Raw genomic sequence first — 13,219 nt, 5'->3', positions numbered from 1 at the left:
CCGGAACCGGGAGGGCACACCTCGTCTTCTCGACCCAAACAGTACGCGTGTCCTGTATTTCGTTCAAGACGACACGCGGAGTGACGTGCGCCATCCGGACACGCGGTCCCGCCAGGTCCCCCGAACAGGGGAAATGATCTCCGCGGTGTGTAAGTTCTTCCTGAGGCTTGTGATAGTGGTGTGACTGCAGAGGTACGCGGTGTGCCCGCGGGACGGCAGCGGGCGAGCGGAGGTGGCGGGCGTGAGGGTCCGGCGTGGACAGTCCGGGACGGCGGGCGCGCTGGTGCGCGGAGCCGGGGCCCGGCGCGGGCTGGCGATCGCGACGGTCACCCTGGCGGCCCTGCTCGGCGCGACGAGCACCGGGCTCGCGGTGCCCCCGCCGCCGCCGAACCCGAGCGACTCCTCGATCGACTCCGCCAAGGGCGACGCGAACGCGAAGGCCGGCGAGGTCGGCAGGCTCACCAACCAGCTCGCGCAGGCCGAGCAGAAGCTCAGCGCGCTGCAGGACAACGTCGAGCTGAAGCAGGAACAGGCCATGAAGGCCCTGGTCGACCTGCAGACCGCGCAGGACGAGGCGACCCAGGCGCAGAACGACGCGAAGTCGGCGCGCCAGGAGGCGGACGCGGCGGTCGGCGCCATCGAGAAGGCCCGCGCGGACGCGAAGAAGTTCGCCGCCGCGAGCTTCGAGCAGGGCAGCACGATCGGGTCGATCTCGGCGTACCTGACCTCGGACAGCCCGAAGGACCTGCTCGCCCGCGCCCAGCTGCTCAACTCCATCGGCGGCTCGCGGCTCAACGCGATGGACCGGCTCCAGCAGGCGCAGACGGAGAAGGCCAACAAGGACTCCGCCGCGCGCAAGGCGCTGGAGCTGGCGCAGCAGAAGCAGGACGCGGCCACGCGGGCGAAGGGCACCGCGGACGCCGCGCAGTCCGCCGCCGTGTCCGCGCAGCAGGCCCAGGCCGCGCAGAACACGCAGCTGGAAGCCAACAAAAACGCCGTCGAGCAGCAGCTGTACGCCGCGCAGGCGAAGGTCAACGGGCTGCAGGGGCAGCGCCAGCGCTACCAGGACTGGCTCGCGCAGAAGCAGCGCGAGGACGAGGAGCGCGCCCGGCAGGCGGCCCTGCGGGCAGCCGCGGCGAACAACGACGACGGCGGCGACAACGGCGGCGGAAGCCGCGGCCGGCCGTCCCCGGCGGCGGGCAGTTCGATCGAGGCCGTGATCGCGCGGGCGCTGTCCAAGGTGGGCATGCCGTACGCGTGGGGCGGCGGCAACGGCAGCGGCCCGACCCGCGGCATCCGCGACGGCGGCGTGGCCGACCGGTACGGCGACTACCGCAAGATCGGCTTCGACTGCTCCGGCCTGATGATCTACGCCTTCGCCGGCGTGCAGGGCCTGCCGCACTTCAGCGGCTACCAGTACACCTCCGGCCGCCGCGTCCCGCTGTCGCAGATGCGCCGCGGCGACATGCTCTTCTGGGGCGGCTCGGGCGGCATCCACCACGTCGCGCTGTACCTGGGCAACGGCCAGATGGTCGAGGCCCCGCAGTCGGGTTCGTACGTCCGCGTGACGTCGGTCCGCTACGGCGGGATCATGCCGTACGCGACGCGCCTCATCGGCTGAGCGGGCTCCACACGTAGAGCGTCGTCTCGGTCACCGCGGTGAACCCGAGCCGTTCGAGGATCGGACGGCTCGTGGGCAGCGCGTCGACCTGGAGATAGGCGACCCCGCGAGCCCGGGCCGCGCCGACCCGGTGCGCGACGAGGGCGCGGTAGAGGCCCCGGCCGCGCCATTCCGGGAGCGTCGCGCCGCCCCAGAGTCCGGCGAATCCGGTGCCGGGCACCAGTTCCAGCCGGGACGCGGCGACGAACCGGCCGTCCGCTTCAGCCACGACATGCGTGGTGGTCCCGGCGTCGGCACGGGCCCGGGCGAGCAGATCCGCGGCGACCGCGGCTTCGTCGTGACCGAACACCGAGGCCGACAGGGTCGCGATGCGCAGCAGGTCGTCGCTGCTGTCGGCTTCGCGCACGACCACGTCGGTGGACGGCGGAGCGGAGGCGGCAACGGCGTCCAGCGGCGCGATCAGGACGGTTTCGGTTTCCTCTGGGACGAATCCGGCCGCGAGCAACCGCTCGGGCAGCTCCGCGGGACGGTCGTGGCTGCGGGTCTTCCACTCGAACTCCTCGCCGCGCGCGGCGAAGAACGCGCGCTGGCGGGCGATCAGGTCGTCGAGCGCGCCGCCGGTCACGCCGAGGTCGGGCGGTCCGGAGACAAACCCGCGGCGGCCGCCGGTGAGGCGCGCGAGCGGGCCGTCGGCGGTCAGCTGCTGCCCGGGTTCGGCCTGGGTCAGTTCGGCTCGGCGGACTTCGCGGTCGTAAGCGGCGAGCAGCCGCGCGGCGTCGGGCACGCCCGGGAATTTAACCCGGACGACCCCGCAGCGCGCGCGGGTTTCCGGGGCGGGCACGCTGGGTGCATGACTGAGAGCGCCCGGTTCGCCGGGATCGTGCTGGCCGGCGGGTCCGCGCGGCGCCTGTCCGGAGTGGACAAGCCGGAGCTGCGGGTCGGCGGGATCTCCTTGCTGGGCCGGGCGGTCGAGGCGCTGTCCGGAGCGGATCCGGTCGTCGTGTGCGGTCCGCAGCGGCCGGGGTACGACACCGTCGTCTGGACCCGCGAGGCCGTTCCCGGCGCGGGGCCTGTGGCGGCGCTGGCCGCTGGGCTCGAAGCGGTCGATGCGGACATTGTCGTGCTGCTCGCCGCTGATCTCCCCGGCATCCGGCGCTCCACAGTGGACCGGCTGCGGTCCACTGTGGTCAGCGCGGACGGCGCGGTGCTCGTCGACGCGGCAGGGGAGCGACAGTGGCTGGTGAGCGCCTGGCGCACGGCGGCTCTGCGCGAGGCGATGCCGGAGCGTCCGGAAAACGCGTCGCTGCGCCGGACGCTCGGCGGATTGCGGATCGCCGAGGTCGCCGCGGGGCCCGGCGAGAGCGACGACATCGACACGCCGGAGGACCTGGAAAAGCACCGCTGACAGGGGCTTCACAGCTGTCACACCGGCGATGCGATTGGCTACCGTCGCGGGAAGTTCTCGACCCAGTAGGGTCGCGGGCGAGCACGCAGACGCGGAAACCCCTGGAGGAAGAGTGACCGAGCCCGGCTTCGCCGAGGGAGCGAACGGGCAGCAGCCCGGCACCCCGGCGCGGGACGCCCAGCTGCTGGAACGCACCGTGTTCGAGGTGAAGCGCGTCATCGTCGGACAGGACCGGCTGGTGGAGCGCATGCTCGTCGGGCTGCTGGCGAAGGGGCACCTGCTGCTCGAGGGCGTGCCCGGGGTCGCGAAGACGCTCGCGGTCGAGACGTTCGCGCGCGTGGTGGGCGGGTCGTTCTCCCGCGTGCAGTTCACCCCCGACCTGGTGCCCGCCGACATCCTCGGCACGCGCATCTACCGCCAGGGCGCCGAGCGCTTCGACGTCGAACTGGGCCCGGTCGTCGCGAACTTCGTGCTCGCCGACGAGATCAACCGCGCCCCGGCGAAGGTGCAGTCGGCGATGCTCGAGGTGATGGCCGAGCGGCACGTGTCGATCGGCGGCAAGACCTTCCCGATGCCCGATCCGTTCCTCGTGCTGGCCACGCAGAACCCGATCGAGAACGAGGGCGTCTACCCGCTGCCGGAAGCCCAGCGCGACCGGTTCCTGTTCAAGATCCTGGTCGAGTACCCCTCCGCCGAGGAGGAGCGCGAGATCATCTACCGGATGGGCGTCACGCCGCCGGAGCCGCACGAGGTGCTGAGCCCGGCGGAGCTGGTGCGGCTGCAGGGCGTCGCGTCGCAGGTGTTCGTGCACCACGCGCTGGTCGACTACGTCGTGCGGCTGGTGCTCACCACGCGCACCCCGAACGACCACGGGCTGTCCGACGTCGCGGGCTGGGTGTCGTACGGCGCCTCGCCGCGCGCGAGCCTCGGCATCATCGCCGCGGCGCGGGCGCTGGCGCTCGTGCGCGGCCGCGACTACGTGCTCCCGCAGGACGTCGTCGACGTCGTGCCGGACGTGCTGCGGCACCGCCTCGTGCTGTCCTACGACGCGCTGGCCGACGGCGTCCCGGTGGACCACATCGTCACCCGCGTGCTGCAGACCGTGCCGCTGCCGCAGGTTTCGGCCCGGCCGCAGGGCGGCGCCGGCCCCGTGCCGGCGGGCGCGCCCGTCAGGTAGCGGCGTGGCTGGCACCTCCTCGGAAGAACCGGGCGGACGGCCCGGCTGGGCCCCGCCGATCCTGCGCGGCGATCGGATGGAAGCGGGACTGCGCACCCTCGAACTGGAAGTGCGCCGCCGCCTCGACGGGCTGCTCCAGGGCAACCATCTCGGGCTCGTCCCGGGGCCGGGTTCCGAGCCCGGCGAGGCGCGGCCGTACCAGCCCGGCGACGACGTGCGCCGGATGGACTGGGCGGTCACCGCGCGGACGACGACGCCGCACATCCGCGAGACGGTCGCGGACCGCGAGCTGGAGACGTGGGTCGTCGCGGACATGTCGGCGAGCCTCGACTTCGGCACCGCGCTGTGCGAGAAGCGCGATCTGGTCGTCTGCGCGACCGCCGCGGTCGCGCATCTGACCGGCGGCGGCGGAAACCGGATCGGCGCGCTCGTGTCCAACGGCGAAGGCATCACCCGGCTCCCGGCGCGCGGCGGGCTTCCGCACGCCCGCGGTCTGGTCCGGCGGCTCGCCGAGACGCCCCGCGCCGCCGAAGGCGTCCGCGGCGACCTCGCCGAGGCGCTGGAAAAGCTGCGCCGTCCGCCGCGGCGGCGCGGACTGGCGGTGGTGATCTCCGACTTCCTCGGCCCGATGGACTGGGAGCGCCCGTTGCGCGCGCTCGGCGGAAGGCACGAGCTGATCGCGATCGAGATCGTCGACCCGCGCGACGTGGACCTGCCGGACGTCGGCACCGTCGTGCTGGCCGACCCGGAGACCGGACGGCAGCGCGAGGTGCACGCTTCAGCGTTGCTGCGCAAGGAGTTCGGCGCGGCGGCGAACGCGCACCGGCAGGCGGTCGCGGCCGGTCTGCGCCGGGCCGGGGCCGCGCATCTGGTGCTGCGCACCGATTCCGACTGGATCGCGGACATGGTGCGGTTCGTGGTCGCCCGCAAGCGCCGCTGGTCGGGAGGCGTCGCATGACCACGATGCACGCGGCAACCGGTAAGGAGGCGACGGCATGAGCCTCGCCGGATTCAGTTCGCCGTGGTGGTTCCTGCTGCTGATCGCGGTCGCCGCGGTGGCGGCCGCGTACGTGCTGTCGCAGCGGCAGCGGCGCCGCCGGGTGATGCGGTTCGCGAATCTGGAGCTGCTGGAGAAGGTCGCGCCCAAGGCGCAGGGCTGGATCCGGCACGTGCCCGCGGTGCTGATCGTGCTGTCGCTGCTGTTCCTGACGGTCTCGCTGGCCGGTCCGACGGCGGAGCAGAAGGTGCCGCGCAACCGGGCGACGGTCATGCTGGTGATCGACGTGTCGCTGTCGATGGAAGCCACCGACGTCGCCCCGACGCGGCTGAAGGCGGCCCAGGACGCGGCGAAGCAGTTCGCGCAGAACATGACCCCGGGCGTCAACCTGGGCCTGATCTCGTTCGCCGGAACCGCGACCGTGCTGGTCAACCCGACCACGGACCGGGCAGGCGTGACGAAGGCGATCGACAACCTGAAGCTCGCCCAGTCCACCGCCACCGGCGAGGGCATCTACGCGGCGATGCAGTCGATCCAGAGCTTCTCCGCGGTGGTCGGCGGCGCGGACGGTCCGCCGCCCGCACGAATCGTCCTGATGAGCGACGGCAAGCAGACGGTGCCGGAAGACCTGTACGCCCCGCGCGGCGCGTACACCGCGGCGCAGGCGGCGAAGCAGGCGCAGATGCCGATCTCGTCGATCTCGTTCGGCACCGAGCACGGGTCGGTCGACATCGAGGGCAAGCAGCAGGACGTCCGCGTGGACGACGAATCCCTGCGCGAGATCGCCCGGCTGTCCGGGGGAGAGTTCTACAAGGCGGCGAGCGCGGACGAGCTGAAACGCGTCTACGCCGACCTGGGCGAGCAGATCGGGTACGAGCTGAAGAACGCGGACGCGAGCAAGCCGTGGGTGGTGCTGGGGACGATCATCCTCATGGCCGGGGCGGCGACCGCGCTGGTGTTCGGCCAGAGACTGCCTTGACGCCGGTCGCTTCCGGCGGGGAGCGGTCCGGGCCGGAAGCGACACGCGGATCCACACCATGCCGCCGCCGCGCGGTTCCTGGCGTGAGCCGTCTTCACGGCGTGGCGAAACCGTTCTGCCGCCAGCCTTCGTACACCGCGATCGCCGTCGTGTTCGCCAGGTTCAGCGACCGGTTGTTGGGCAGCATCGGCAACCGCAGCCGCTCGGTGACCTCCGGAGCGCGCTGAACCTCGTCCGGCAGCCCGGCGGACTCCGGCCCGAACATCAGCACATCCCCTGGCGCGTAAGAAACCTCCGTGTAGAGCCGGGTCGCCCCGGCGCTGAACGCATACACCTTCGCGGGCAGCAACGCCTTCCACGCCGCGGCCAGATCGGCGTGCACGTGGACCCGCGCGAGGTCGTGGTAATCGAGCCCGGCACGGCGGAGCTGCTTGTCCTCCAAGGTGAACCCCAGCGGTTCGACCAGGCGCAGCTCGCATCCGGTGTTCGCGGCCAGCCGGATCGCGTTGCCGGTGTTGGGCGGGATTTCGGGGCAGTAGAACAAGACTCGGAACACGGGAAGCCTCACGCCGCCTCGGGTAGATACTTCGCGTAAGCCGCGCGCACTTCCGGCGGCGGTTCCGCTTTGCGGTAGTTCTCGGTGTCGACGAACACGTACCGCAGCCGGAGCTCGGTGGTCACGGTGTCGCCGCGGCGGATGTCCAGCTCGAACCGCATCGACGTGGTGCCCAGGTGCACCAGATAGACCGATACCACGAGCTCGTCGTCGAAACGGCACGGCGCGAAATACCGCAGATTCGACTCGGCGACCACCAGGTCGACGCCGGTGGCGAGCAGCGCGTCGTGCGAACCGAAGAGGGTTCTTTCCACCTCGAACGCCGCCATGTCCGCGTAGGCAAGGTAATGCGCGTTGAAGACGATCCCCTGAGCGTCGCATTCGTGGTAGCGCACGCGCAGGGGCATTTCAACGAGAGGGCGGCGTTCGGTCACCCGACCAATCTAGCGATCAGCCGTGCAGGGCGCGGTAGGTGTCGGCCGCCCCCCGATGCAGCGGCACCGGTTGCGTGCCGATCAGCGTCCGCACGTCCAGGAACTGCGTCCCGACCGCCTGTGCGGGCACGAGCTCGGCAGCCCGCCCCGCGAGCACCCGAACCACCGCCGCCGCCACGTCGAACGGCAGCTTGGGCGAGCAGACCAGCAGATTCGCCACCCCGATCGTGCCCAGCGCGCCGACCCCGCGGTAAGCCCCGGCGGGCACCTGCACCTGTTCGTACAGCGGACCGTACGCCTTGCGCAGCTGGGGGAGCACCGACGTCAGCGGGATGAGCGAGAGCGGCGTCGTGCGGTTGAGGTCGGCGAGGGCGGGCGTCGGGATGCCGCCGGACCAGAGGAACGCGTCGATCCGGCGGTCGTGCAGGGCGGCGACCGCGTCGTTCAGCGGCAGATGCTGTGCTTGGACCGGGATGTTGCTCGCGGCGAAGACCCGTTCGCCCAGTTGCGCGGCGCCCGAGCGGCTCGCGCCGACCGAGATCGGGCGGCCGGCCAGCGAGCGCAGGTCGGTGAGCTGGTCCTCGGCGCGGACGACCAGCTGGAGGTAGTTCTCGTAGACGCGGCCGAGTGCTTGCAGCGGAACGGGTTTCCCGAACGGCGTGCCGCCGGTGATCGCGGATTGCGCCACGTCGGCGAGCGCCAGCCCGAAGTCGGCCGTTCCGTCCTGGACGCGTTGCACGTTCTCGACGCTCGCCTCGGTGGGCAGCGCGCTGCAGTGCAGCCGCGGTTCGGCGCGCGACAGTTCGGCGGCCAGGACCTCGGCGAAGGCCAGGTAGAAGCCGCCGGGTTCGCCGGACGCGATGGTGATCTTCCGGTCCGGGCCGCGGTAGGTGTCGTCGCAGGCGGCGAGCGTCAGGGCGAGGCCGCCGAGGAGCGCGGTTCGGCGGGTGACCTTCACGGCGTCACCGCCGCGGGCAGCGTGATCCGGACTTGCAGGCCGTGCGGTTCGACCGCGCGCAGCTCCAGAACCCCGCCCCGGGCACGGGTTTGCTCCCGCGCGATGGCGAGACCGAGGCCGGTGCCGCGAGGCGCGCCGTCGCCGCCCGCGCGCCAGAACCGTTCGGTGGCCCGGGCGAGGTCCTCCGGAGGAAGGCCCGGACCGTCGTCGGAGACGATCAGCGTGACACTGTCCGAAGTGGACTCCCAAGCGGCGGTGATGGTCGCTCCCTGACCGGCGTGGTGGACGGCGTTGTCCAGCAGGACGTCGAGAATCTGCGCCAGTTCGCTTTCCGGCGTACGCACCAGCAGCGGCTCAGTATGCACTTCGCACGGCACGAGGGTCGCGCCGGCTTCGTCGGCGGACAACCGCCATGCGTCGACCCGCTCCGCCACGACAGCGGCCAGGTCGGCGGGCTCGTCGTCGGCCCGTGCGGCCAGCCGGGTCGCGGTGCTTTCCGCGGTGGCGAGGGCGAGCAAACCGTCGAGAATCCGTTCCAGGCGTTCGACTTCCGCCACCGTTGCCTCGTAGGCCGGGCGGTTTTCGACCTCGGTGCCGAGCAGGTCGAGCCGGAGCCGGAGCGCGGCCATCGGGTTTCGCAGCTGGTGCGAGGTGTCCGCGACGAGCCGCTGCTGCTGGTTCGCCGACTCGACCACAGCGTCGGACATCCGGTTCACCGACGCCGCGAGCGACCGCAATTCGCGCGGCCCGGACCGTTCCGGCACCTGCGCCCGGCGCCCGCCCGCCACCGCCAGCACGCCGGTTTCCAGCTCCACCAGCGGTCGCACCATCCACCGCGACAGCAGGACCGCGAGCAGCACGAACAGCGCCGCGACCACCATCGCCCCGGCCGCGATCGCGCTCCACGCCGCCGCGACGTCCTGCGCCGCGGCGGTCACCGAAGCACGCAGCAGCACCACACCGGACACCCGCGTCCCGGTGCCGACCGGGCGCGCGAACAGCACAGGAGTGTCCGACCACGGCTGGATCCGTTCGACCGGCGCTTCCGGCTCGTTGCGCAGCGTCGCCTCGATGACGGTCCGGGCGTCCGGATCACTGCTGGTCAGACCGCCGGTTTCGACCAGCGGCTGCCGCTGCGCGTCGACGATCAGCACGCCTTCGCTGTATAACGACGAATACTGCCGCGCGTCGGCGTTCAACGCGGTCGCGTCGCCGGAATCGACCGCCTGTTGCGCGAGCACCACGAAGCGGTCGACGTCGCTGCTGCGCGAAATCACCAGCTGCTGGGTCCGCTGATCGGCGGTCGCGGACAGCAGCGGAACCGCGAACGCCGCCACGACGGCGAGCGCGAGCGTGACGAGGACAGCCAGCAGGCGAGTGCGCAACGATCAGCTCCGGCCGAGCCGGTAGCCGAAGCCGCGGATCGTGGTGAGCAGGCCGGGCCGGTCGAGTTTCGCGCGCAGCTGCGTCATGTGGACGTCGAGCGAGCGGGAAACGGCGAGGTACGCGTCGCCCCACACCTCGTCCATCAGCTGCTGGCGGCTCACCGCGGTGCCGGGCCGCGCGGCGAGCACCGCCAGCACCGCGAATTCTTTCGTGGTCAGCCCGATGTCGCGGCCGCCGACCACGACCCGGCGCGCGCCCAGATCGATCTCGACGTCCTCGATCTGCACCACCGGGTCCTTCGGCGCGGGGGAGGAGCTGCCCGCCCGCCGCGCCACCGCGTCCATCCTGGCCAGCAACTCCGCCATCCGCACCGGTTTCGCCAGGTAGTCGTCAGCGCCGAAGCGCAGCGCCCGGACGACCGAACGCTCGTCGTCGCGCGCGGTCAGCACGATCACCGGCACCGGAGAGACCTGACGGATCTTGCGCAGCACGTCCAGCCCGTCGAGATCCGGCAGGCCGAGGTCGAGAAGCAGCAGGTCCGCGTCCCGGTGCCGGGTGAGCGCGTCCGAGCCGCGGCCGACCGCGGTGACCGAGTGGCCGTGCGCCTGCAGCGTTTCGGCGAGTGCCCGGGCGACCCCGGTGTCGTCCTCCACGAGCAGCACGCGCACGGCCGTCCTCCCGATCAGTCCTCGCCGCGTTCGAGGGCGGACGAACGCGAAGTTTCCCGCATTGTCGCGTACACGACGAGCGACACGAGGACGCAACCCGCGACGTACCAGAAGAAGAGTGATTCGTGACCCGCCTTCTTCAGCGCCTGGGCGATCAGCTCGGCGGTCCCGCCGAAGATCGCGACGGTGAGCGCGTAGGGCAGGCCGACGCCGATCGCGCGGATCCGCGTCGGGAACAGCTCGGCCTTCACGATCGCGTTGATCGAGGTGTAGCCGGTCACGATCACCAGCGCGCCGAGCAGCAGCAGGAACGCGAGGAACGGCTGGCTGGTGCGCGCCATCAGGGTCATGATCGGCACGGTCAGCAGGGTGCCCGCGATGCCGAAGAACATCAGCAGCTTGCGCCGGCCGATCCGGTCCGAGAGCCGTCCGGCCAGCGGCTGCAGGATCGCGAAGATCAGCAGCGCGACGAACATGATCACGGTGACCGTGCGGCGCGGGATGTGCGCGGTGTTCTCCAGGAACTTCTGCGTGTAGGTGGCGTAGGTGTAGAACGCGACCGTGCCGCCGAGCGTCAGGCCGACGACGAGCAGGATCTCCCGCGGGTACTTCACGAGCTGGCGCAGCGTGCCGCGCTCGCCCTTGCCGGTTTCCGCCCCCTCGGTGGCCCGCTGGTAGCTCTCCGACTCGTCCATCGACCGCCGCAGCGCCATCACGATCACCGCCGCGAGCGCGCCGACGACGAACGCGATCCGCCAGCCCCAGTCGCCCATCTGCTTGTCGGTGAGCACGCTCTGCAGGATCAGCTGCAGCCCCAGCGCGAGCAGCTGCCCGCCGACGAGCGTCACGTACTGGAAGCTGGAGTAGAACCCGCGCTTGCCGGGCGTGGCCACCTCGGACAGGTACGTCGCCGAGGTGGAGTACTCGCCGCCGACCGAAAGCCCTTGCAGCAGCCGGGAAAACACCAGCAGGATCGGCGCCGCGATGCCGATCGTCGCGTAGCCCGGCGTCAGCGCGATGAGCAGCGAGCCGCACGCCATCATCGAAACCGAGAGCACGAGCGCGGAACGCCGTCCGTAGCGGTCGGCGAACCGGCCGAGCAGCCAGCCGCCGAGCGGCCGCATGAGGAATCCGACGGCGAACACCGCCGCGGTGTTGAGGAACTGCGCCGTGGCATCGCCGCCGGGGAAGAACGCCTTCGCGAAGTAGACGGTGAACGCCGAATAGGCGTACCAGTCGTACCACTCGACGAGGTTTCCGATCGAGCCGCGCAGCACGTTGCCGACCACGCGCCGCTCGTCCCGCGCCGAGCCGGCGTCCTGGATCCGGGTAGTCATCCTTGACCTCCTGTGTCGCGACTCACGGTGACCAACCGGGCAGTAACCATCAAGGTCGAGACGCGGTTCCTTACCGTCGCTTAGGACGGGAGTGCCGGGTGCGCCGCCGGTCAGCGCAGCCGATAGCCTCAGGCGGGCGCAACCGCGAAGACGACGAGGAGAACGCAGTGGGACGGTCGGTCTTGGTCACCGGCGGCAACCGGGGCATCGGGCTGGCGATCGCCCGCGACCTCGCGGAGCAGGGCCACCGGGTCGCGGTCACGCACCGCGGGTCCGGCGCGCCGGAGGGGCTGTTCGGCGTGCAGGCCGACGTCACCGACGCCGAGCAGGTGGACGCGGCGTTCAAGCTCGTGGAGGAGCACCAGGGGCCGGTCGAGGTCCTGGTGTCCAACGCCGGGCTCACCGACGACACCTTGCTCATGCGGATGTCGGAGGAGCAGTTCGAGCGCGTGCTGAACGCGAACCTCACCGGCGCGTTCCGCGTCGCCAAGCGGGCCTCGCGCGGCATGCTGCGCGCCCGCTGGGGCCGGTTCGTGTTCATCTCGTCCGTGGTGGGCCTTTCCGGCTCGGCCGGGCAGGCGAACTACGCGGCCTCGAAGGCGGGCCTGGTCGGCTTCGCGCGTTCGCTCGCGCGGGAGCTGGGCTCGCGCAACATCACCGCGAACGTGGTCGCGCCCGGTTTCGTGCACACCGACATGACCGACGCGCTGAGCGAGGACCGGCGCAAGGAGATCCTCGCCAACGTCCCGTCCGGCCGCTACGCCGAACCGGCCGAGATCGCCGCCGCGGTGCGGTACCTGTCCTCGGACGAGGCGGGCTACGTCAACGGCGCGGTGCTGCCCGTCGACGGCGGCCTCGGCCTCGGCCACTGACTTTTCCCGAGAAGAACACCCCACGACCTGGAGGACGTGTTGCCCGGATTGCTCGAAGGCAAGCGGCTGCTGATCACCGGCGTCATCACCGACGCCTCGCTGGCGTTCCACGCGGCCCGCATCGCCCAGCAGGAGGGCGCGAAGGTCGTGCTCACCGGCTTCGGACGGCTGTCGCTGGTGGAGCGCATCGCCAAGCGGCTGCCGGAGCCCGCCCCGGTGCTGGAACTGGACGTCACGAACCAGGAGCACCTCGACTCGCTCGCCGACCGCGTCCGCGAGCACGTCGACGGCCTCGACGGCGTGCTGCACTCGATCGGCTTCGCGCCGCAGAGCTGCCTCGGCGCGCCGTTCCTGGACGCCCCCAGCGACGACGTGAAGGTCGCGGTCGACGTCTCGGCGTTCTCGTTCAAGTCGCTCGCGGTCGCGACGCTGCCGCTGCTCGGCCGCGGCGCCTCGATCGTCGGCATGGACTTCGACGCGCGCGTCGCCTGGCCGGTCTACAACTGGATGGGCGTCGCGAAGGCCGCGCTGGAGTCGGTGAACCGCTACCTGGCCAAGGAACTCGGCCCGCAGGGCATCCGGGTCAACCTGGTCAGCGCCGGCCCGATGAAGACCATGGCCGCGAAGTCCATCCCCGGCTTCGGCGAACTCGAAGGCGGCTGGGACGGCCGCGCGCCGCTCGGCTGGGACTCCGCGGACCCGGAGCCGACCGCCAAGACGGTCTGCGTCGCGCTGTCCGACTGGATGCCCGCGACCACCGGTTCGATGATCATGGTCGACGGCGGAGTGCACGCGCTCGGGATCTGAGTTTGGTGCTGCGAATGGCCCC

General features: G+C 71.5%; 14 protein-coding genes. 7 read left to right on the top strand and 7 right to left on the bottom strand.

The window, feature by feature from the left end; all coding sequences use genetic code 11:
* The first annotated feature begins 241 nt into the window (after window positions 1–241).
* Entirely contained in the window at window positions 242–1,621 is a 1,380-nt protein-coding gene (locus DMP23_RS18420) for an NlpC/P60 family protein (protein ID WP_051728557.1), read from the top strand.
* On the opposite strand, the gene DMP23_RS18415 is transcribed toward DMP23_RS18420, so the two are convergent.
* A complete protein-coding gene (locus tag DMP23_RS18415; RefSeq protein WP_337821828.1) occupies window positions 1,611–2,405 on the bottom strand; it encodes a GNAT family N-acetyltransferase in 795 nt (264 codons plus the stop codon). The two genes, DMP23_RS18420 and DMP23_RS18415, sit on opposite strands and share 11 nt — an antisense overlap.
* A gap of 66 nt (window positions 2,406–2,471) precedes the next feature.
* Here DMP23_RS18415 and mobA point away from each other — a divergent pair, with 66 nt between their 5' ends.
* The 4 genes from mobA to DMP23_RS18395 all read left to right on the top strand — a co-directional run bounded on the left by mobA (window position 2,472) and on the right by DMP23_RS18395 (window position 6,179).
* Window positions 2,472–3,026 (top strand): molybdenum cofactor guanylyltransferase, encoded by a 555-nt coding sequence (gene mobA / locus DMP23_RS18410; RefSeq protein WP_337821827.1) that lies wholly within the window; start codon window positions 2,472–2,474, stop codon window positions 3,024–3,026.
* A 112-nt stretch (window positions 3,027–3,138) separates the two neighbouring features.
* Complete coding sequence (locus DMP23_RS18405) at window positions 3,139–4,203, top strand: AAA family ATPase (RefSeq protein ID WP_037806526.1); 1,065 nt, start codon at window positions 3,139–3,141, stop codon at window positions 4,201–4,203.
* A 76-nt stretch (window positions 4,204–4,279) separates the two neighbouring features.
* Window positions 4,280–5,161 (top strand): DUF58 domain-containing protein, encoded by an 882-nt coding sequence (locus tag DMP23_RS18400; RefSeq protein WP_235146550.1) that lies wholly within the window; start codon window positions 4,280–4,282, stop codon window positions 5,159–5,161.
* Between the two features lie 37 nt (window positions 5,162–5,198).
* Window positions 5,199–6,179, top strand: a complete 981-nt coding sequence (locus tag DMP23_RS18395) for a VWA domain-containing protein (RefSeq protein ID WP_009078098.1) — start codon at window positions 5,199–5,201, stop codon at window positions 6,177–6,179.
* A 94-nt stretch (window positions 6,180–6,273) separates the two neighbouring features.
* On the opposite strand, the gene DMP23_RS18390 is transcribed toward DMP23_RS18395, so the two are convergent.
* From DMP23_RS18390 to DMP23_RS18365, 6 genes are read right to left on the bottom strand one after another with little or no spacing between them, the layout of a single operon-like run.
* Entirely contained in the window at window positions 6,274–6,735 is a 462-nt protein-coding gene (locus DMP23_RS18390) for a tRNA (cytidine(34)-2'-O)-methyltransferase (protein ID WP_337824410.1), read from the bottom strand.
* 8 nt (window positions 6,736–6,743) lie between these two features.
* On the bottom strand, window positions 6,744–7,169 hold the full coding sequence (locus DMP23_RS18385; RefSeq protein WP_134668433.1) for an acyl-CoA thioesterase: 426 nt from the start codon (window positions 7,167–7,169) through the stop codon (window positions 6,744–6,746).
* A gap of 16 nt (window positions 7,170–7,185) precedes the next feature.
* Window positions 7,186–8,127, bottom strand: a complete 942-nt coding sequence (locus tag DMP23_RS18380) for a TAXI family TRAP transporter solute-binding subunit (protein ID WP_037806519.1) — start codon at window positions 8,125–8,127, stop codon at window positions 7,186–7,188.
* Window positions 8,124–9,512 (bottom strand): sensor histidine kinase, encoded by a 1,389-nt coding sequence (locus DMP23_RS18375; protein WP_037806517.1) that lies wholly within the window; start codon window positions 9,510–9,512, stop codon window positions 8,124–8,126. Before DMP23_RS18375 ends, DMP23_RS18380 begins: the two co-directional genes overlap by 4 nt.
* Before the next feature lie 3 nt (window positions 9,513–9,515).
* Window positions 9,516–10,181 carry a response regulator transcription factor gene (locus tag DMP23_RS18370; RefSeq protein ID WP_037806515.1) on the bottom strand — a complete coding sequence of 222 codons (666 nt, stop codon included), beginning with the start codon at window positions 10,179–10,181 and terminating at the stop codon, window positions 9,516–9,518.
* Between the two features lie 14 nt (window positions 10,182–10,195).
* On the bottom strand, window positions 10,196–11,518 hold the full coding sequence (locus tag DMP23_RS18365; RefSeq protein ID WP_337821826.1) for an MFS transporter: 1,323 nt from the start codon (window positions 11,516–11,518) through the stop codon (window positions 10,196–10,198).
* Window positions 11,519–11,685: 167 nt separating this feature from the next.
* On the opposite strand from DMP23_RS18365, the gene fabG reads away from it, so the two are divergent.
* Both fabG and fabI read left to right on the top strand, forming a co-directional pair.
* Complete coding sequence (fabG, locus tag DMP23_RS18360) at window positions 11,686–12,390, top strand: beta-ketoacyl-ACP reductase (protein WP_043826988.1); 705 nt, start codon at window positions 11,686–11,688, stop codon at window positions 12,388–12,390.
* Between the two features lie 39 nt (window positions 12,391–12,429).
* Window positions 12,430–13,197: an enoyl-ACP reductase FabI gene (gene fabI / locus DMP23_RS18355; protein ID WP_037806844.1), complete on the top strand. Its 768-nt coding sequence runs from the start codon at window positions 12,430–12,432 to the stop codon at window positions 13,195–13,197.
* Window positions 13,198–13,219 lie beyond the last annotated feature (22 nt).

The sequence above is a fragment of the Amycolatopsis sp. A1MSW2902 genome, from assembly GCF_017312175.1.
In the GTDB taxonomy this organism is placed as follows: domain Bacteria; phylum Actinomycetota; class Actinomycetes; order Mycobacteriales; family Pseudonocardiaceae; genus Amycolatopsis; species Amycolatopsis nivea.
The sequence above is the reverse complement of the archived record's forward strand: the minus strand, read 5'-3'. Positions and strand labels throughout refer to the sequence as shown.

Excerpts from the sequence above, each read along its gene's own strand:
- DMP23_RS18400 (WP_235146550.1), top strand. The coding sequence starts at position 4,280 with ATGGAAGCGGGACTGCGCACCCTCGAACTGGAAGTGCGCCGCCGCCTC.
- DMP23_RS18365 (WP_337821826.1), bottom strand. The coding sequence starts at position 11,518 with ATGACTACCCGGATCCAGGACGCCGGCTCGGCGCGGGACGAGCGGCGC.
- mobA (WP_337821827.1), top strand. The coding sequence starts at position 2,472 with ATGACTGAGAGCGCCCGGTTCGCCGGGATCGTGCTGGCCGGCGGGTCC.
- DMP23_RS18395 (WP_009078098.1), top strand. The coding sequence starts at position 5,199 with ATGAGCCTCGCCGGATTCAGTTCGCCGTGGTGGTTCCTGCTGCTGATC.